Below are 18,113 nucleotides of genomic sequence, written 5' to 3'. Positions count from 1 at the left end.
CGTTTTAAAATTCATGCTATCCTTTCATAAATTTTCGCAAGCAGATTTAAAAGAAATGCCAGCATTAACCTTATTATGTTTTGGCAGAGCCTCAACAATAGATTTTTATCATTGGAAATATTATGAAAACTCCGAAGGCAATGTGATTGGATATGTTGCAAAAAATGAAGAGGGCGAATTAGTCGGATATTGGGGTGCAATACCGGATGCATATTATATTAATGGAAAAAAAAATGTCATGTATCTTGCCTGCGATACAATGACACACCCAAACTATAGAAGAATGGGCATCTTTGAAAAATTAGCTGCACTGACATGTGACGAATTGAAAAGACAAGGCAAATCACTTGCTAAGGTGTTTCCCGGAGAAATTCCCTACTCGGGTTACATTAAAAAACTTCATTGGAAAGGATTGGGAAGAATCAAGCCTCATTTTAAAATATCTTTACAATTAAAAATTGAAATTCTATTAAGTAAAATAATTCCATCGAATCCACTATTTCATTTTACCGATACAGATATCATCAGCGAAGCAATAAATGATTTGGATAAAGTAATTTCTATGCAATTTCCTATTGCGAAAGCAAGGGACAAATCTTATTTAGAATGGCGTTTCAAAGATCCTTCTGCTTCGCATAGAATCATTTATTGTTACAAAAATGAAACGCTAGTGGGATATTGCATTTATTGTATTGAAAAAAATTTACTTCTATTAATTAAAGATATCTATTCATTAGAAAATGATGCTTATTCAATGTTGTTTAATAAAATATATCAAATAACTATTAATAATAAATTAAAAGGAATTTATTGCTGGTCAAATAAAAATTCATTTTTTTCTAAATTATTAAAACAACGGCTCTTTATGAAAAATCCTTTTAATAAAGGCATTATGACTTATCCCTTTTACTTTTCAGTTTTTGAGAATATCAATGTATCCCCTTCGAATTTCATTACCGATATAAAAAACTGGAACTTGCTCCCTATAGATTATGATGGCTAAATTCTAAATGCTTACTTTTAAAATAATATGAAGCTGATAGATTCATTAAAAAAATATTATCGTAGGCAGGTTTTTATTCCCGCATGGTATTCTATTGTAATTAATTCTAATTATATCATCTCAAGAGGCATATCATCAGGTATTAAAAAAAATGCACACTATATGGTAGGGACGATGCTTGACTTTGGATGCGGGACGAAACCATATCATTCACTGTTTAATGTAAAACATCATATAGGGGTTGAAATAAAGAACTCTGCACACAACAATGATATTTCTTTTGTTGATAAATTTTATGATGGAAAAAAGATTCCTTTCGATGATGAATATTTTGATTCACTATTTAGTTCCGAGGCGTTGACCCATATTTTTAATGTGGAAGAAATAATTCCTGAATTAAACCGGGTACTCAAAAAGAATGGCTGTTTTTTACTTACCGTTCCTTTTGTATGGAAGGAAAATGAAAAGCCCAATGACAGCGTACGCTATACTTCTTTTGGAATTAAATATTTATTGAAAAAAAATGGATTTGAAATTATTGTTCAGGAAAAAAAAGGCAACTACTTGCTGGTAGTAGCACAATTATTCAATGATTATTTATTTACAGCAATGCCCAATATAAAACTCATTAAATTCTTTTTTACTCTACTTATTATTTTCCCCTTAACCCTTGTTGAACTATTCTTCTCCTTTATTTTACCGGTTAATAAGGATATTTTCATCAATAATATCATTGTTGCCCGAAAGAAATGAGTAACCTTAATGCGAAGTACATAAAAATACCTACTATTGTTATTTATAAACTAATTATAATTAATGAAAACAATTTTAATAACCGGAGGCACCGGCTTTTTAGGAAGAAGATTAGGTTTGGCTCTTAAAAATAATTATAAAGTAATTCTTTCGGGCAGAAATAATAAGCAAAATCTATTTGCGCAAAAATTCTCCGGATGTCATGTAACTCCACTTGATGTAACAAACATAGAGGCAGTAAGGGATGTTGTAAACGAATATAAACCTCAAATAATCATTCATGCTGCCGCCACTAAATTTGTTGACTTGTCTGAAATATTTCCTATGGAATGTGTTGATGTTAATGTTATCGGAAGTCAAAATATTGCTAGAGTTGCTGTTGATAAAAATGTAGAAGTTGTTATTGGAATTTCCACAGACAAAGCATCTCCCCCGGTTCGCAATACTTACGGATTAACAAAAGCTTTAATGGAACGACTCTTTTGCTCCATGAATGAGAAATCTTCTACCAAATTTGCTTGTGTACGCTATGGGAATGTGGCATGGTCAACTGGTTCTGTTCTTCCAATATGGAAAAAGATGCATGAAGAAACCGGAGTAATTGGCACAACAGGTCCTGAAATGCGAAGATTCTTTTTTACTGTAGATGAAGCTGTAAATTTAGTTTTAACATCGCTTAACAAAATTCAAGATGTAAAAGGAAAAGTGCTGTCAAGAAAAATGAAAGCTGCGCAGATAGAAGATATTTTAAAACTATGGACTGAATTAAATGGCGGCAGATATGAAAAAATAGAAGGAAGACCGGGTGAGCGTGATGATGAATTTTTAATAGGTGAACTTGAATTGCCTTATACTGAAGAAGTAATGTATAATAACATAACTCATTATCTGATTTCTTTTAACCATAAGGTAAAAAAACCTATTGCTTTCGGACTTTCTTCAGCGAATACAGACAAATTAACAAAAGAGGAAATAACTAATATTATTAATTTCCCACCCTTAGAAGAAAACTAGCATGCAAAACATTAACCATGCAGTAATTATTGCTGCCGGCAGAGGACAGCGAATGATGCCCCTTACAAAAAAGCTTCCGAAAGCCATGGCAAACTATGATGGCTCAACTCTCATTGCAAATGGCATAGAAAAATTAAAACTCCACATTCCAAATGTTCATATCACCGTTGGATATCAAAAAGCTTTATTGGCAAAGCACGTAATCGAACATAATGTTTCAAGCATTTTTAATACTGAAGGGAAAGGTAATTGCTGGTGGATTTACAATACATTATTAAAATTTATTAATGAACCGGTAATTGTATTGACCTGTGATAATGTCGTAGAATTAGACATTGACTTATTAACTAAAAATTATTTTCATCATGGCGAACCTGCCTGCATGGTGATTCCCGTAAAACCTGTTGAAGGACTTGATGGCGATTATATTTTTCATAATAAAAATGTTGTGCATGAATTGAGTCGCTTAAAAACATCTGATATTTATTGTTCAGGCATTCAAATTATAAACCCTGCAAAAATTAATTCATCAATATCTCCTGTGGAAGATTTTAATTTATTATGGAAATACCTTATTGAACAAAAACAATTATACTGTTCTGATATTTACCCATCAAAATGGTTCACGGTAGATACTGTTGAACAATTAAATACGCTTCAAAGTAATTCCTCCTATTCAGCACCTATGTAAATGTCGAATATTTTAGTTCTTACTTACTGGAGTTATAACGATGCGCTGGTTCAGGCGTACACTCTTCCCTACTTAAAAATTATAAAAAACAATCTTCCGGTAAATAGTAAAATATACCTTCTAACATTAGAAAGGAATAACAATCAAATAAATGAAAAAGGAGATGAACAAATACAATGGGTGCCATTTCATTATTACTCATTCGGGATATTGGCCTCTTTTCAATGGATTAGAATAATTATTTCTCTATGGTGCCTGATTGTATTTAAAAAAGTAAGCGCCATTCATTGTATGGGCACTCCCGCAGGCATGATAGGATATATTTTATCAATATTCACAGGAAAGAAATTAATCATTGACAGCTATGAACCGCACGCTGAATCTATGGTAGAAAACGGAACATGGAAAAAAAATGGACTGCCATACAAAATACTTTTTCTGTTTGAAAAGCTTCAAACCAAACGGGCTTTTGCAGTTATTGCCGCAACTGCATCTATGAAATCTTATGCTTTAAAAAAATATAATGCAGCACTGAATAAATTTTATTCAAAACCGGCTTGTATAGACCTTGATTTGTTTGCATTTAAATACTCAAAAAATAAAGAACTATTAAATAAATATAATTTAAACAATGACAATATTATTTGTGTTTATGCCGGCAAAATAGGCGGGATCTATCTTCAGGAAGAAATTTTTGACTTCTTCTCTGTGTGTTGTAATTATTGGAAAGACAAATTCAGAATAATACTATTGCCTAATACTATTTCTAAAAGTGAAATAGAAATCTATTTGAAGCAAAAAAAAATTCCAAAAGATATTTGTATTATAGAATCGATAGAATATGAACAAATGCCGGTTTATCTCGGCTTGGCTGATTTTGCCTTAAATCCTGTAAAGCCGGTTCCAAGTAAACAATATTGCACCTCACTAAAGGATGGAGAATATTGGGCAATGGGATTGCCTGTTGTAATTACAAAAAACATTTCAGATGATTCCAGCATTATTGAAGAAAACGATATTGGAGCTGTGTTGTATAATTTCGATAAAGAAAATTATCTTGCTGCAGTAAAAAAAATAGATGCAATATTAAATTCACCTTCCTTGCAAAAAAAGAAAGAAGAAATCAGAAATATTGCAAAAAGATTCAGAGGGTTTGAGGTTGCGGAGAAAATTTATCAAGAGATTTATGCGTAGTTATATATGCTTTCCCGTAATTTACAATCATCAGCCCGCTCAATAAAAATGGAATCATCGGTATTCTCAGCCGCACCAATGCCCCGAAATTTGAAGTGGAGATAGCAACAGAAAAAGCAAAGAACACAGCAAATATTAAGCAGAAAAGAACAAGTGGAATAGTAACAAGATTGCTCAATGCTTTCACTGGTTTTCTGAGCAGAACAAAAAAAGTGAATCCCAAAATAATAAGATTCTCTATCCCTGATAAAACCATCACTATGTTTTTTGTTTCCCACAAAAATGGCCTGAATAATCCTGTAACTGTCGCAATAGGAAATTTTGAAAACACACCGGAGAGTGTGGGGTCGTAATCTCCAAGGTCAAAAGAATTTCCATGGTAATAATCCTGTTTTAAATCTAAAGAAGCGATTTGCGCTTTTTCTATCATACTGTCCATGGTACTGTATGTTCCAAGATTAGAACTCGTGACCATCCAGATTCCAACACCTATCGCAACTCCCACAGCAGCAATCACAGGGGCAGCAAAAATCCTGACTGCCAGATTTTTTATTTTGCTCAAACGGTTCCAAACCATCCACAGCATAGATCCTGGCAGCAAGCCCACAAAAATATAGGGTTTGATAGTAATCAAAATGAATATTGAAATAGCAAGTGCTGTCAGTGGGAATATAATTCTATCTCTTTTAATGAAAATTCTGTAAAACGCATAACAGTACCACCCTGCAGCAGCGAGCGTCCATGAGTCCTTCAGGATTCCTGAACCCCAGAACAAAACGGAAGGAACAAAAAGAAGAGTAACAGCAAAGTACTTGTACAGGAATGGATAAGAATCACAAAACACTTCATATAATTTCCACACACCCGTGAAACTAACCACTGCCATAAGTACGGATGAAACAAGGTAACTGTCAAAACTTAACAGTTTAATTGGTACAAGAAGTCGATCTACCATGAATGCGTTTGAATCATTCCAAAAAATGAGATACCCGGTTTCGTTTGTGAAATAAGAAGGGGTTTCCTTTGAGAATGGCAATAGCCATGCATTGAAAAAATCAACAGGTGAATAAAATAGTAATTTCAGTAATGCAGAACTATCATCATTATAATTCAATGTATCTCCACCACCTTCATAATAATAAGTATATATCAAACACAAACCAATAGCTCCGCCAATCTTGGCATAAAGCCCCCATAAAAAATATTTATAAATAGGATTCTTTTTTATTCCCCTTTTTTTAATAATGGAGGCAATAACATAAATAACGAGGATATAAAAAGGAGCAAGCAGCCAATCAAGATAGGTAATGATGGAGGAGTTCATTTAAACAAATTTACAAGTAAAATTTTACCGAGATGTATATGAAATGTATGGATGCCGGATACTCCGTATCAAATATTCAATTTATCGCTTATTCCTTTCTGAACACTATTCCATCTGCTCAGTAATTCATATAAAATCCAAAAGGGATTGTTCAATTCTTTCAGAAGAGGATATCTTTTATTCAATTTATTTATAGAAAAAATGAAGGGATTATACAATCAATTCTAAACTTCATATAAAACGTAAAAAACCTTGTTAACTAAATTCAACAGATAAAACACTATTCAGAAGATTTCTTTTAATATCATTAACGCATTAAACCATTTATTCAACACATTGAACAATATCCTCAATTTAATATATCTTGTTTTCAATACTTCTTTCAATAGGTTCTGAACTCCATGTAATATCCTTAATGGATCTATCGAAATCTTCTGAAACTTTTTAAGTTTTTTCACTGGCAGAATATGATTGTGCCGAAAAAAAAATCCATAGCTAAATTTTCAATTTTAACATTTGCAAAAACCCCATCGAAGAAATCCGCCCATCTGCATTTCATTTCTATTCATTCGCAGAACATTTATTATCACCGGTCGCATTTAACACTTTTCTCCTATGAAAATTACAAGTTTGGCAAGCGCTTTGTTGTATAGTATTCAGTTGCCTGATGCTGCAAACAGGCACTCCGGTGGACGGGAAAGTAAGCCCTCTCTACGTTCTTTCCGCACCGGCAACTGGAATACAGGGAGGGCACAACTAAACCTTTAAAAAGTCATGAGACGAATTAAAGTAAGTTTAGGACTGAGCGGGATGAGTGTGTCGGAATTGATTGCATTCGCCTTGCATGTTGTTACCAAAATGACAGGCAATGCTTTCTTCCCCACTCCTTCTCCTTCACTTGGAAGTTTGTACAATGCAGGCATTGCCCTGCAAAATGCATCTGACCAGGCGCAAGGCGGAGGCACCCAGCAGACAGCCGTAATGCACCAGAAGCGTGAGCTACTCGAAGGAGTACTCACTTCTGAAGGACATTACGTGGAGGATACAGCCAACGACCCTGCGAATGCAGCCACAGGAGCGGAAGCAATTATTCTCAGTGCCGGGATGATCGTGAAGCAGTTTAATCCGCCTCAAAAACGGGTGTTTACAGTAGAGAGGGGTGCATTGCCCGGAACTGCTGTACTCTTGGCTGAGCGCGCTGAACGTGGTTTTCACGAGTGGGAATATTCGCTTGATGCATCTAACCCCTCCTCTTGGATTTCAGTTGACTCGACCTTGAAAGCAACTGTTACCATTAGCGGGCTGGATAACCTGAAGCGTTATTTCTTCCGTCATCGCCTCGTCCTGAAAGAAGGTCCCGCAGTATGGGATGGTCCTATTGACCTGATGGTGCTGTAGAAACCTTCTTGGCTCAAATCAAAACATCATCGTCCGTAAACTGTGATTGTTCCGAACCCCGGTGAAGTATAGTACCCGGGGTTTGGTGTTTTTATATGGCAATTATATTTATCCGCTATCTTTACGAAAAAAAATTGCTGAAAGATTGATTATGCTTCCGTATATTGAAACTCCCGTAAAAATTATTTCTTTTCAGGGTAAAGAAATCGCATCTTTTGTAAAGGAAAAAGATGCACACACACATACAGAGACCATAAATTCTTTTGGTGAAGAATGGCAAAAGTTTAATTTATTTACTGATGAGGAAATACAACATATCGGCAATGAATATTTTGATGTTGTAAAACTATCCGACTTAACAAAAGAGATGGTCGCGCTCGATCTTGGCTGCGGTTCCGGAAGATGGTCACGTTTTCTTGCAGATAAGGTTGGATTTATTGAAGCACTTGACCCAAGCGAAGCGGTTTACAGTGCTGTGAAATTAACGCAGGATAAAAAAAATGTAAGAGTTACTCAAGCAGGAGTTGATAACATTCCTTTTGCTGACCAAAGTTTTGATTTTATCATTTGCTTAGGCGTATTGCATCACCTTCCTCATACAGAAATGGCGCTTGCAAAAGCAGTTAAGAAATTAAAAAAGAATGGGCTTTTTTTGCTTTACCTGTATTACAATTTAGAGAACAGGAATTTTCTATTCCGTCTTATTTTTACTACTGCCAACTTATTAAGAACTATTATTTCGAAAATGCCTTCTTCTCTAAAACATTTTTTGTGCGAAGTAATAGCCGTTCTTATTTACATTCCATTTATTATTGTTGCAAAATGCATGAAAGTTTTTTTTCCAAATAAAAATTATTACAAAAAAATCCCCTTGTCCTATTACTTAGGAAAGAGTTTTACCGTAATTCGCAACGATGCTTTAGATAGATTTGGAACTCCGTTGGAGCAGCGATTTAGCAAAGAAGAAATTAAAGTCATGATGGAAAATGTCGGACTAGGAGAGCTTACATTCTCGCCTAATGAACCATACTGGCATGTAATTGGCAAACGTATTAATTAAGAATGAGAAAAAAAATCCTTTTCATCGCATCGCACCGCAAAGACCGCGCTCCGGGTCAACGATTCAGGTTCGAACAATATTTTGATTATTTAAACCAACACGGTTTCACCTGCGAGTTAAGTTTTTTACTTGACGAAAAAAGTGACAAGGTATTTTATAAACCAGGACATTATTTTTCTAAGCTTGTCATCTTTATTCGAAGCTATTTTATTCGTTTTAAAAATTTACTTCAAAAAAATGATTACGATATTATTTTTATTTTCAGAGAAGCATTAATGACACGCTCGGTTTACTTTGAAAAACAATTCAGAAAAAGCAAAGCAAAATTGGTTTTTGATTTTGATGATGCCATTTGGCATTTTGATATTTCGGAAGCGAATAAAAATCTGGGCTGGCTGAAAAATCCCGAAAAAACTGAAAAAATAATTTCTATCTCTAATTTAGTGATTGCCGGTAATAATTACCTCGCTGATTATGCAAAAAGACATAATGCATGTGTACATATAATTCCTACTACTATTGATACGGATTATCATAAAAAGAAAACTATAAAAAAAGATAATCGAATCTGCATCGGCTGGACGGGAAGCCATACCACCATTCAGCATTTTGAATATGCAATTCCGATGCTGAAAAAGCTGAAAGATAAATACCGTGACAAAATTTATTTCAAAGTTATTGGCGATGAAAATTATTTCAATACAGACTTATCTATTCAGGGAATAAAATGGAGCTTAAAGGATGAAATTGAACAGCTTTCTGAAATAGATATAGGAATCATGCCCTTACCTGAAAATGAATGGACGAAAGGAAAATGTGGTTTCAAGGGACTTCAATACATGGCACTGGAAATTCCCTGCGTGATGTCGCCCATTGGTGTGAACTCAGAAATAATTTCTGACGGTGTAAATGGATTTCTTGCCGATAAAGAGGATGAATGGGTAGAAAAAATTTCAATGTTAATTGAAAATGCTGAACTAAGAAAAAAAATTGGAACAGAGGCAAGAAAAACTGTTATAGAAAAATACTCTGTCGAATCAAATAAAGAAAAATATCTGAATATATTTAACAGATTATTGAGTTAAGGTAAATCCAATTCAATTTCAGAATTACTCTTTGCTAAAAAACTTTAACTTCACGCTAATTTAACTGATGCATCCCTTTTATCTTCTATACATTGATCCGGGCATCGGCAGTTTAGCTGCGCAGGTAATTATTGCCGGCTTTGCCGCGTTTATGATATTTTTCAAAAACAGTTTTAGAAAACTCTTTTCTTTCTGGAAAAAGGATCGGAAAAAAGAAAATCAGAAAAAGATTTCTGAATAATGTCTGTGCTCAGCCAAGATATATCTTCTGTTGAGATTGAACCGGGTTCTTTCCGGGACCCATCCGGCTTTACATTTACATTTGAAAACGAGATTTACAGGGCAATAGCTCCTTCCTATTTTGAAAATTTTTCTCTTCTTATTAATTCAGGATTGTATCAATCTCTTTCATCAAAGAAGTTTGTTGTTAAACATTCTGAAATAGAAAATTTCTTGACAAAGGAATATACAGCATATAAAGTAATTAAGCCGGAACAAATTCCATTTATCTCTTATCCCTACGAATGGTGCTTTAGCCAGCTGCAAGACGCTGCATTACTCACTCTTAAAGTTCAGAAAGAAGCGCTGAAACATGGGATGACATTAAAAGATGCTTCTGCCTATAACGTACAATTCGTAGGAGGAAAACCGATTTTCATTGACACGCTCTCTTTTGAAAAATATGATGAAGGAAAACCGTGGAATGCATACAGGCAATTCTGCCAGCATTTTCTGGCGCCACTTGCTTTGATGAGCTATAAATCCGCAGAACTCTCAAAACTACTTCTTAACTATATTGACGGTATTCCTCTTGAACTTGCTTCGTCCCTCTTGCCTTCAACATCCTATCTGAACAGCGGAATTGCTGCTCACATCATCTTCCACTCAAAAATTCAAAAAAAATATTCCAGAATAAATACAATTAAAAATAAAAAAACTGTTCTCCCTAAATCCAAACTACTTCTAATGATTCAACACATGGAAGACAGTATCCGTACTCTTAAAATAAAAAAAGTAAATAGTAACTGGATAAAATACGAAGTAGAAAATACTTATTCGGAAGAAGTGCTGCATTTAAAAGAACAAATCGTTACGAGCTGGCTTGAAAAATTAAAACCTGAAACCTTATGGGATTTAGGATGCAACATAGGCAAATTTTCGTTGATTGCCTCCAAACACTGCAATTATATTTTATCAATGGATGCTGACCACTATTGCATAGAAAACTTTTATACTGCATTAAAAAACTCAGCCACAAATAATATTCTTCCACTTGTTATTGATTTATCAAACCCCTCCCCTTCCATCGGCTGGGCAAATGCTGAACGCAGAAACATTGCACAGCGGGGAAAAGCGGATACAGTTCTTGCCTTGGCATTGACTCATCACATTCGCATAGGAAATAATATTCCGTTTTCCATAATAGCAAGATATTTTTCAGAGCTTACAGAAGAATTAATAATAGAATTTATTCCAAAAGACGATGCAATGGTTCAGCAAATGATTTCAGGAAGGGAAAATATTTTTAATGATTACACCAACGGGAATTTTATAGCTGCATTTGGAAATTATTTTTCTATTAATGAGACTTTTGCTCTGAAAAATTCAGGCAGAATTCTTTATTCAATGACAAAGAAGTGAAGAGTATTATTAAAAATATTCCTTCTCATTCATTTCTGATAGTCCCTGCGCTGATATTTTTTCTATTTGTTCATAATTATCCAACTACTTCTTTCAAAAGCACTATCAGAAGTTATGAAATTGCCTTTATCTTTTCCATATTGATCTTCTATGTTTCTTATATTTTTAACAAACAAAAGCACAAAGCGGGAGTTGTTACAACTGCTCTTATGCTGGTACTGTTTTTTTATGGCTTCATTTATGAATTAGCCGAAAAATTATATTATAAAGGCTGGTGGCCGTTCTCTGAAATACATCGCTACATACTTATTCTCATATTTCTATTTGTCATTTTATTGTGTTATTTTTTATTCAGAACAAAAAGGACATTCCATTCACTGACTTATGCTTTCAACATTTTCGTCCTGCTATTATTTTTGATTAATATTATTCAGCTTTCCATTTCTACTTCTAAAGCAGGGGAAAAAAGCTTTGATACTGAGCCATCCACAAAAATAAATTCACTTACTACTGATTCGCTTCCTGATATTTACTACATCCTTCTTGACGGCTATGCAAATGATTCCGTCCTTTCTGAAATTTATCATTACAAAAAAAATAATCTTACTGATTATCTTTCAGGAAATAATTTTTTTATCGCGAAAAACAGCCGAACAAATTATATATCCACCTATCCCTCTCTTTCAAGTTCGCTGAATTATTCTTACTTAGAAAGCAATGAGAAAAAAAATATCATATATAACAACAAGGTGTCGGAATATTTAAAAAGTAAAGGGTATAGAATTGTTCATGTCAGGTCGGGATTTGCTGTAACACGCGAAAATTATGATGCGGATACAACCATTGTTCTCGAAAATTTGAGCGAGTTTGAAAGAACATTGCTTCGGTATTCGATTTTTCGTCTCGATGATTTATTGGGATACGCCCGCTACAAAACATTGAAAGAACAATTATCGGTTATGTATAATATTTTTTATGTGAAGGGACCTAAATATGTTTTCATTCATATTGTTTCTCCGCACCCGCCTTACGTATGTGATGAAAACGGAAATTTCAAATCAAGTCCGCGTGTTATCAATGCATGGTGGGAGCCAAAAGAAGATTATTTAGTCCAATTGAAATACATCAACAAAGAAGTAATAAATTTTATATCAGAAGTATTCAGGCACAGCAAAATAAAACCGATCATTATCGTTCAGTCAGACCATGGACCGTGGATACAATCGGCTTCTTTTAGAAACATCTACGACACCAGAAGCATGATATTAAATGCCTATCATGTTCCATATAAATGGAAAGACAAACTTTATTCAGACATTACGCCTGTCAATTCATTTCGATTTATCTTTAACGGATTATTTAATGATTCGCTTCCTGTTCTGAAGGATATTCCGCTGGATTCTGTTTCGATAAAAAACAATATGAATGCAAACTTAATACTTGAATAATGAAAATTCTTATCACAGGCGGAGCAGGTTATATTGGCTCACACACTATTATAGAAATGCTTGAAACTACTTCATGGGATATCCTTTCTGCGGATAATTTTTTCAATTCGTTTCCGACCATATTCGATAGAATAAAAACTATTACAGGAAATTCAATCAGTAATTATGAAATTGATCTATGCAATAAAAGCTTCACGAAAAAGATTTTTTCTGAAAATCCTGACATACAAGGAGTGATTCACTTTGCCGCCCTCAAATCAGTTCCCGAGTCAGTTGCCAATCCTGAATTGTATTATCATAATAATAATGAATCCTTAAAAAATGTTCTTTCATGTTTGAAAGAATTTGGAGTTGAAAATTTTATTTTTTCTTCTTCATGTTCCGTTTACGGAAATATAAATACACTTCCCGTCAACGAAGACACTCCGCTCCAGAAAGCTCAATCCCCCTATGGACACACCAAGCAAATGGGAGAAGAAATCATAGCTGAGTTTTCAAAAAGTAATCCTGACATTCATTCAATTGCCTTACGTTACTTTAATCCTGTTGGTGCGCATACTTCGGGGTTGATTGGTGAACATCCCAGAAGAAAATGCGATAACCTGGTTCCTGCAATAACTGAAACAGCAATTGGTATGGCTGAACATTTTATTGTCCATGGTGATAATTATAACACACGTGATGGTTCCTGCATTCGCGACTATGTTCACGTTTCTGACATTGCAAATGCGCATATACTTGCCTTGAAATATTTAATGAAAGAAAAAGTAAAAAACAATTTTGAAATTATTAATCTCGGGACAGGGAAAGGCATTTCAGTAATGGAAGCGATTAACGCATTTGAAAAAGTCAGTGGTAAAAAATTAAATTACATTATCGGTCCACGCAGAGAAGGTGATGTGGAATCCATTTTTTCTGATTCTTCTAAAGCACAACGGATTCTTGGCTGGGCGCCCAAATACAATATTGAACAGATGATGGAGAGCGCATGGAAATGGCAGTTGAATTTATCACGTGCTAATCAATGATGGTATTTTTCTCCTTTCAGAATCGTAAACGCACGGTATAATTGTTCAAGGAAAATTACTCTCACTAACTGATGCGGAAAAGTCATTTTCGATAATGAGATTTTCATGTTCGCCCGACTATAAACTTCTTCCGAAAATCCGTAAGCTCCTCCAATCACAAAGACAAGATTCTTAGTTGAAATATTCTGATGGTGAATTAATGTTTTCGCAAATTCAACAGAAGAAAGTTCTTTTCCTTTTTCATCAAGCAGAATCAATACATCCTTCTCGCCTGCTCTTTTCAGCATACCTTCTGATTCCTTTTTCCTGATTTGAGTTTCATCGCCCCTTCCTGCTTCAATCTCCACCAAACTGAATTTACAATAATGGTTAATCCTTTCTATATACTGTTTCATTCCTTCAGCAATGTGCTTTTCAGATGTTTTTCCCATACAAATAAGAGCGATATTCATGGTTGGTTTTCGGGGGCTAAAAAAGTATAAATTTGTTCCATGGCAAAAATAACATTCACTTTGGCTTGATAATTGTATTTAATCTGAAAACGAATATATGCACACACTTCTCTCCATACTGATGTTTTTCACACTGATTCAGCCACCAACTGAACCGGTTTTGGATATCTCCGATGATGTTGCTGCTGCCGTTAAAACAGGAAACGCTGCAAGTGTGGCTAAATTTTTCTCTGCCAATGTTGACCTCAAAATTCTTGATAAGGAAGATATTTACAGTAAAGCGCAGGCAGAACTGATTCTTAAGGACTTTTTTTCAAAGAACCCCATCAAATCATTTGCGGTAATGCATAAAGGCACTTCCAAAAGTGGTGACCAGTTTGCCATCGGAACTTATGAAACAACAGCAGGAAAAAAATTCCGTTCCTATTTTCTTTTCAAAAAAGAAGGCGCAGGTTTAACTATTCAGCAATTCCGATTCGAAGTTCAGGATGAATAATTTTCAATCCTTCTCTCTTCTCTCAAATAATTTTGACTTACATCAATTTGTTTTCTCATCACTGAAAGAAGATATCGGTAATGGTGACCATACTACTCTTTCTTGCATTCCGGAGAATGCTAAAGGAAAATCAAAACTCATTATTAAAGACGATGGAATCATTGCAGGAGTTTCTCTTGCTGAAAAAATCTTTCTTTCTTTCGATAAAAATCTGCGGATAAAATTTTTTCTGCCAGATGGAACAAAAGTCAAAAAGGGAGATATTGCTTTTATTGTAGAAGGCAGCGCACGTTCCATTCTCACTGCAGAACGACTTGTTCTCAATTGCATGCAACGCATGAGCGGAATTGCAACGCAGACAAATAAACTTATTACTCTTTGCAAACCATATAAAGTAAAACTTCTTGATACACGAAAAACAACACCTCTTCTCCGCGATCTGGAAAAATGGGCGGTAAGAATTGGCGGAGGATATAACCACCGCTTCGGATTGTATGATATGATTCTCATTAAGAACAACCATATTGATTTCGCGGGAGGAATTAAACAAGCAGTTGAATCTGCAAATGCTTATCTCAAAAAGAAAAAATTAAAACTTCAGATTGAAATTGAAGCGAGAAACCAGAAAGAAGTAAAAGAAATAATATCCATCGGAAGTGTTGACAGGATTCTTCTTGATAATTTTTCAATTTCTGAAATCAAAAAGGTTCTTCATCTCATCAATGGAAAGTTTGAAACCGAAATTTCAGGAGGAATAAATGAAAAAAATATTCGTAGGTACGCCTCCTGTGGCGCTGACTATATTTCCGTTGGTGCACTTACTCATAGCGTAAAGAGTCTCGATATGTCTTTAACAGCCATCTGAATCTTTTCCCTATTTTTATCTTTCATTTATTCCTCTGATTAGTGTCTGACATTCCCAAAACATATTCTCCAAAAGAAGTTGAATCCAAATGGTATTCTTATTGGCTGGAGAAAAAAAATTTTCATTCCAAACCGGATGAACGCGAGCCGTACACCATTGTAATTCCTCCGCCAAATGTTACGGGCGTTTTGCACATGGGGCACATGCTCAATAATACGATTCAGGATGTATTGATTCGCAGAGCCAGGTTGCTTGGCAAAAATGCATGCTGGGTTCCGGGAACTGATCATGCGAGTATTGCAACAGAAGCAAAAGTGGTTGCTATGCTGGCTGAAAAGAAAATAAAGAAGTCGGACATAACCCGCGAAGAATTTCTCAATTATGCATGGGAATGGAAAGAAAAATACGGAGGAATCATTCTCGATCAATTAAAAAAACTTGGTTGCTCCTGCGATTGGGACAGAACTCGCTTCACGATGGAAGATTCTCTGAGCGAAGCGGTGATTGATGTGTTCATTGATTTACATAAGAAAGGATATATCTACCGCGGAGTGCGCATGGTGAACTGGGATCCGAAAGGATTGACCGCGCTTTCAGATGAAGAAGTGAATTACAAAGAAGTAAATTCAAGATTGTTTTATGTAAAATATCAGATTGAAGGAACTTCTGATGAATGGATTACGATTGCAACCACTCGCCCCGAAACAATTCTTGGTGATACTGCTATTTGCGTTCATCCGGAAGACGAGCGTTACAAAAAATTAAAAGGAAAGAAAGCAATTGTTCCGCTCGTCAACAGAAGTGTTCCGATTATTTTTGATGAGTATGTGGATAAAGAATTCGGAACAGGTGCGCTCAAAGTCACTCCCGCGCACGATATCAACGACTATAATCTTGGAATTAAGCACAAACTCGAATCCATAGACATTCTGAATCCTGATGGAACGATGAGTAAGTCATCGCAATTATTTATTGGCGAAGACAGATTTATTGTCCGAAAAAAAATCGTGAAAGAACTGGAAGAAAAAGGGCAGCTTGTAAAAACAGATGATATAAAAAATAAAGTCGGCTACAGCGAACGGACAGACGCGGTGATTGAGCCGAAACTTTCCATGCAATGGTTTTTGAAGATGGATAAGATTTCAAAACCTGCACTGGAAAATATTCTGAACGGAGAAATAAAATTAATTCCTGATAAATTCATCAACACTTACAAGCACTGGATGGAGAACATGCACGACTGGTGCATTTCGCGTCAGCTTTGGTGGGGACAACGGATTCCGGCTTGGTATGATGACAAAGGAAATTTTGCTGTAGCAAAAACAAAAGAAGAAGCAATAGCGAAACTCAAAACAGAAAAAGTAAGACAAGATGAAGATGTATTAGATACATGGTTCTCTTCCTGGCTCTGGCCTATTTCTGTTTTTGACGGATTCAAAGACCCGAATAACAAAGACATTCAATATTATTATCCCACAAATGATTTAGTAACAGCGCCTGATATTTTATTTTTCTGGATTGCCAGAATGATTATTGCCGGTTACGAATACAAAAAAGAAAAACCATTCCAGAATGTTTACCTGACAGGAATTGTGCGCGACAAGATTGGAAGAAAGATGAGCAAACAACTCGGCAACTCTCCCGACCCGATTGAACTCATGGAAAAATTCGGAGCCGATGGCGTGCGGGTTGGAATGCTTCTCTGCGCTCCGGCAGGAAATGATTTGCTGTTTGACGAATCATATTGCGAGCAAGGAAGAAATTTTTCTAACAAGATTTGGAATGCGTTTCGTTTGATAAAAATGTGGGAAGTAAATTCTTCAGCGCAAAGCGAAGGAAACAAAATTGCAGTAGAATGGTTTAATGCAAAGTTCAATGCTGAACTGGAAAACATAAACGATTTATATTCAAAGTTCAGGTTATCTGAAGCGTTGATGGCGACATACAAACTTCTATGGGATGATTTCTGCGCCTGGTATCTGGAAATGATAAAGCCGGAATTTGTAGACGGAAAATCAAATCCTATTGACAAAACAACTTATGACGCTACAATAAATTTCTTTGAGAAGCTTTTGAAAGTTCTTCATCCCTTTATGCCGTTCATCACAGAAGAAATCTGGCATCTTATAAAAGACAGAAAAGAAAAAGAATGCATTATTGTTTCTGAATGGCCGCAAGTTATAGATTTCAACAAGCAACTTGTTCAAGATTTTGAGGGAATAAAAACACATATTACAACAATCAGGAACGTTCGTAAATCTCAAAACATTTCACCGAAAGAAAAGATAGAATTACATGCTGATTCTTCTCTACCTTCTGAATTAGTACTACGATTTGATTCGATTGTTATTAAAATGTGTAACCTAAGTTCATTCAAACATAATTCTAAAAAACCAAACAACTCGATTTCTTTTCTCTCTTTAGCTACAGAATTTTATATTCCTATCTCAACCTCAATAAATATAAATGAAGAAAAAGAAAAACTATCGAAAGAATTGGAATACAACAAAGGTTTCCTCCAATCCGTTCAGAAAAAATTATCAAACGAGCGTTTTGTTTCAAGAGCTAAGCCAGAAGTAATTGAAATGGAAAGGAAAAAACAAGCAGATGCAGAAACAAAAATCAAAGCCATTGAAGAACAACTTGCCTCTCTAAAGTAAT

General features: G+C 35.0%; 17 protein-coding genes. 15 read left to right on the top strand and 2 right to left on the bottom strand.

Translation table 11 applies throughout. The features are described 5' to 3' along the window. Positions 1 to 13 precede the first annotated feature (13 nt). The 5 genes from HY841_00680 to HY841_00660 all read left to right on the top strand — a co-directional run bounded on the left by HY841_00680 (position 14) and on the right by HY841_00660 (position 4,655). Positions 14 to 1,003, top strand: coding sequence for a GNAT family N-acetyltransferase (locus HY841_00680; GenBank protein ID MBI4929248.1), 990 nt, complete (start codon positions 14 to 16; stop codon positions 1,001 to 1,003). 27 nt (positions 1,004 to 1,030) lie between these two features. Then, entirely contained in the window at positions 1,031 to 1,756 is a 726-nt protein-coding gene (locus HY841_00675) for a class I SAM-dependent methyltransferase (GenBank protein ID MBI4929247.1), read from the top strand. Positions 1,757 to 1,819: 63 nt separating this feature from the next. Further along, positions 1,820 to 2,770, top strand: a complete 951-nt coding sequence (locus HY841_00670; protein ID MBI4929246.1) for a polysaccharide biosynthesis protein — start codon at positions 1,820 to 1,822, stop codon at positions 2,768 to 2,770. A 1-nt stretch (position 2,771) separates the two neighbouring features. After that, positions 2,772 to 3,461 (top strand): NTP transferase domain-containing protein, encoded by a 690-nt coding sequence (locus HY841_00665; protein ID MBI4929245.1) that lies wholly within the window; start codon positions 2,772 to 2,774, stop codon positions 3,459 to 3,461. Then, complete coding sequence (locus HY841_00660; protein ID MBI4929244.1) at positions 3,462 to 4,655, top strand: hypothetical protein; 1,194 nt, start codon at positions 3,462 to 3,464, stop codon at positions 4,653 to 4,655. Here the strand turns inward: HY841_00660 and HY841_00655 are convergent. Then, a complete protein-coding gene (locus HY841_00655; GenBank protein ID MBI4929243.1) occupies positions 4,606 to 5,979 on the bottom strand; it encodes a hypothetical protein in 1,374 nt (457 codons plus the stop codon). The two genes, HY841_00660 and HY841_00655, sit on opposite strands and share 50 nt — an antisense overlap. A gap of 774 nt (positions 5,980 to 6,753) precedes the next feature. Between HY841_00655 and HY841_00650 the strand changes: the two genes are divergently transcribed. From HY841_00650 to galE, 7 genes are all read left to right on the top strand, one after another. Beyond that, positions 6,754 to 7,377, top strand: a complete 624-nt coding sequence (locus tag HY841_00650) for a hypothetical protein (GenBank protein MBI4929242.1) — start codon at positions 6,754 to 6,756, stop codon at positions 7,375 to 7,377. Between the two features lie 151 nt (positions 7,378 to 7,528). Further along, positions 7,529 to 8,437: a class I SAM-dependent methyltransferase gene (locus tag HY841_00645; GenBank protein ID MBI4929241.1), complete on the top strand. Its 909-nt coding sequence runs from the start codon at positions 7,529 to 7,531 to the stop codon at positions 8,435 to 8,437. A gap of 2 nt (positions 8,438 to 8,439) precedes the next feature. Next, positions 8,440 to 9,522, top strand: a complete 1,083-nt coding sequence (locus tag HY841_00640; protein MBI4929240.1) for a glycosyltransferase family 4 protein — start codon at positions 8,440 to 8,442, stop codon at positions 9,520 to 9,522. A gap of 67 nt (positions 9,523 to 9,589) precedes the next feature. Next, on the top strand, positions 9,590 to 9,763 hold the full coding sequence (locus HY841_00635; protein MBI4929239.1) for a hypothetical protein: 174 nt from the start codon (positions 9,590 to 9,592) through the stop codon (positions 9,761 to 9,763). After that, positions 9,763 to 11,163 (top strand): SAM-dependent methyltransferase, encoded by a 1,401-nt coding sequence (locus HY841_00630; protein MBI4929238.1) that lies wholly within the window; start codon positions 9,763 to 9,765, stop codon positions 11,161 to 11,163. The genes HY841_00635 and HY841_00630 overlap by 1 nt, the downstream gene beginning before the upstream one ends. Continuing rightward, a complete protein-coding gene (locus HY841_00625) occupies positions 11,160 to 12,611 on the top strand; it encodes a hypothetical protein (protein ID MBI4929237.1) in 1,452 nt (483 codons plus the stop codon). Before HY841_00630 ends, HY841_00625 begins: the two co-directional genes overlap by 4 nt. Beyond that, positions 12,611 to 13,639, top strand: a complete 1,029-nt coding sequence (gene galE / locus HY841_00620) for a UDP-glucose 4-epimerase GalE (protein MBI4929236.1) — start codon at positions 12,611 to 12,613, stop codon at positions 13,637 to 13,639. Before HY841_00625 ends, galE begins: the two co-directional genes overlap by 1 nt. On the opposite strand, the gene HY841_00615 is transcribed toward galE, so the two are convergent. Continuing rightward, positions 13,633 to 14,091 (bottom strand): 23S rRNA (pseudouridine(1915)-N(3))-methyltransferase RlmH, encoded by a 459-nt coding sequence (locus HY841_00615; GenBank protein ID MBI4929235.1) that lies wholly within the window; start codon positions 14,089 to 14,091, stop codon positions 13,633 to 13,635. The genes galE and HY841_00615 overlap by 7 nt on opposite strands. 97 nt (positions 14,092 to 14,188) lie before the next feature. On the opposite strand from HY841_00615, the gene HY841_00610 reads away from it, so the two are divergent. The 3 genes from HY841_00610 to HY841_00600 are packed head-to-tail and all read left to right on the top strand — an operon-like array spanning position 14,189 to position 18,112. Then, positions 14,189 to 14,587 (top strand): DUF4783 domain-containing protein, encoded by a 399-nt coding sequence (locus HY841_00610; GenBank protein ID MBI4929234.1) that lies wholly within the window; start codon positions 14,189 to 14,191, stop codon positions 14,585 to 14,587. Next, positions 14,580 to 15,452 carry a carboxylating nicotinate-nucleotide diphosphorylase gene (gene nadC / locus HY841_00605; GenBank protein MBI4929233.1) on the top strand — a complete coding sequence of 291 codons (873 nt, stop codon included), beginning with the start codon at positions 14,580 to 14,582 and terminating at the stop codon, positions 15,450 to 15,452. Before HY841_00610 ends, nadC begins: the two co-directional genes overlap by 8 nt. Before the next feature lie 50 nt (positions 15,453 to 15,502). After that, the gene (locus HY841_00600; GenBank protein ID MBI4929232.1) at positions 15,503 to 18,112 is read left to right on the top strand and encodes a valine--tRNA ligase; all 2,610 of its coding nucleotides are present in this window, start codon (positions 15,503 to 15,505) and stop codon (positions 18,110 to 18,112) included. Position 18,113 lies beyond the last annotated feature (1 nt).

The sequence above is a fragment of the Bacteroidota bacterium genome, assembly GCA_016213405.1.
GTDB lineage: Bacteria > Bacteroidota > Bacteroidia > Palsa-948 > Palsa-948 > Palsa-948.
The sequence above is the reverse complement of the archived record's forward strand: the minus strand, read 5'-3'. Positions and strand labels throughout refer to the sequence as shown.

Bases quoted from the DNA above. Each gene is read 5' to 3' on its own strand.
- HY841_00640 (MBI4929240.1), top strand. From the start codon at position 8,440: ATGAGAAAAAAAATCCTTTTCATCGCATCGCACCGCAAAGACCGCGCT.
- HY841_00665 (MBI4929245.1), top strand. From the start codon at position 2,772: ATGCAAAACATTAACCATGCAGTAATTATTGCTGCCGGCAGAGGACAG.
- HY841_00630 (MBI4929238.1), top strand. From the start codon at position 9,763: ATGTCTGTGCTCAGCCAAGATATATCTTCTGTTGAGATTGAACCGGGT.
- HY841_00615 (MBI4929235.1), bottom strand. From the start codon at position 14,091: ATGAATATCGCTCTTATTTGTATGGGAAAAACATCTGAAAAGCACATT.
- HY841_00650 (MBI4929242.1), top strand. From the start codon at position 6,754: ATGAGACGAATTAAAGTAAGTTTAGGACTGAGCGGGATGAGTGTGTCG.
- HY841_00655 (MBI4929243.1), bottom strand. From the start codon at position 5,979: ATGAACTCCTCCATCATTACCTATCTTGATTGGCTGCTTGCTCCTTTT.
- HY841_00645 (MBI4929241.1), top strand. From the start codon at position 7,529: ATGCTTCCGTATATTGAAACTCCCGTAAAAATTATTTCTTTTCAGGGT.
- HY841_00670 (MBI4929246.1), top strand. From the start codon at position 1,820: ATGAAAACAATTTTAATAACCGGAGGCACCGGCTTTTTAGGAAGAAGA.
- galE (MBI4929236.1), top strand. From the start codon at position 12,611: ATGAAAATTCTTATCACAGGCGGAGCAGGTTATATTGGCTCACACACT.
- HY841_00675 (MBI4929247.1), top strand. From the start codon at position 1,031: ATGAAGCTGATAGATTCATTAAAAAAATATTATCGTAGGCAGGTTTTT.
- HY841_00680 (MBI4929248.1), top strand. From the start codon at position 14: ATGCTATCCTTTCATAAATTTTCGCAAGCAGATTTAAAAGAAATGCCA.
- HY841_00660 (MBI4929244.1), top strand. From the start codon at position 3,462: ATGTCGAATATTTTAGTTCTTACTTACTGGAGTTATAACGATGCGCTG.
- nadC (MBI4929233.1), top strand. From the start codon at position 14,580: ATGAATAATTTTCAATCCTTCTCTCTTCTCTCAAATAATTTTGACTTA.
- HY841_00610 (MBI4929234.1), top strand. From the start codon at position 14,189: ATGCACACACTTCTCTCCATACTGATGTTTTTCACACTGATTCAGCCA.
- HY841_00635 (MBI4929239.1), top strand. From the start codon at position 9,590: ATGCATCCCTTTTATCTTCTATACATTGATCCGGGCATCGGCAGTTTA.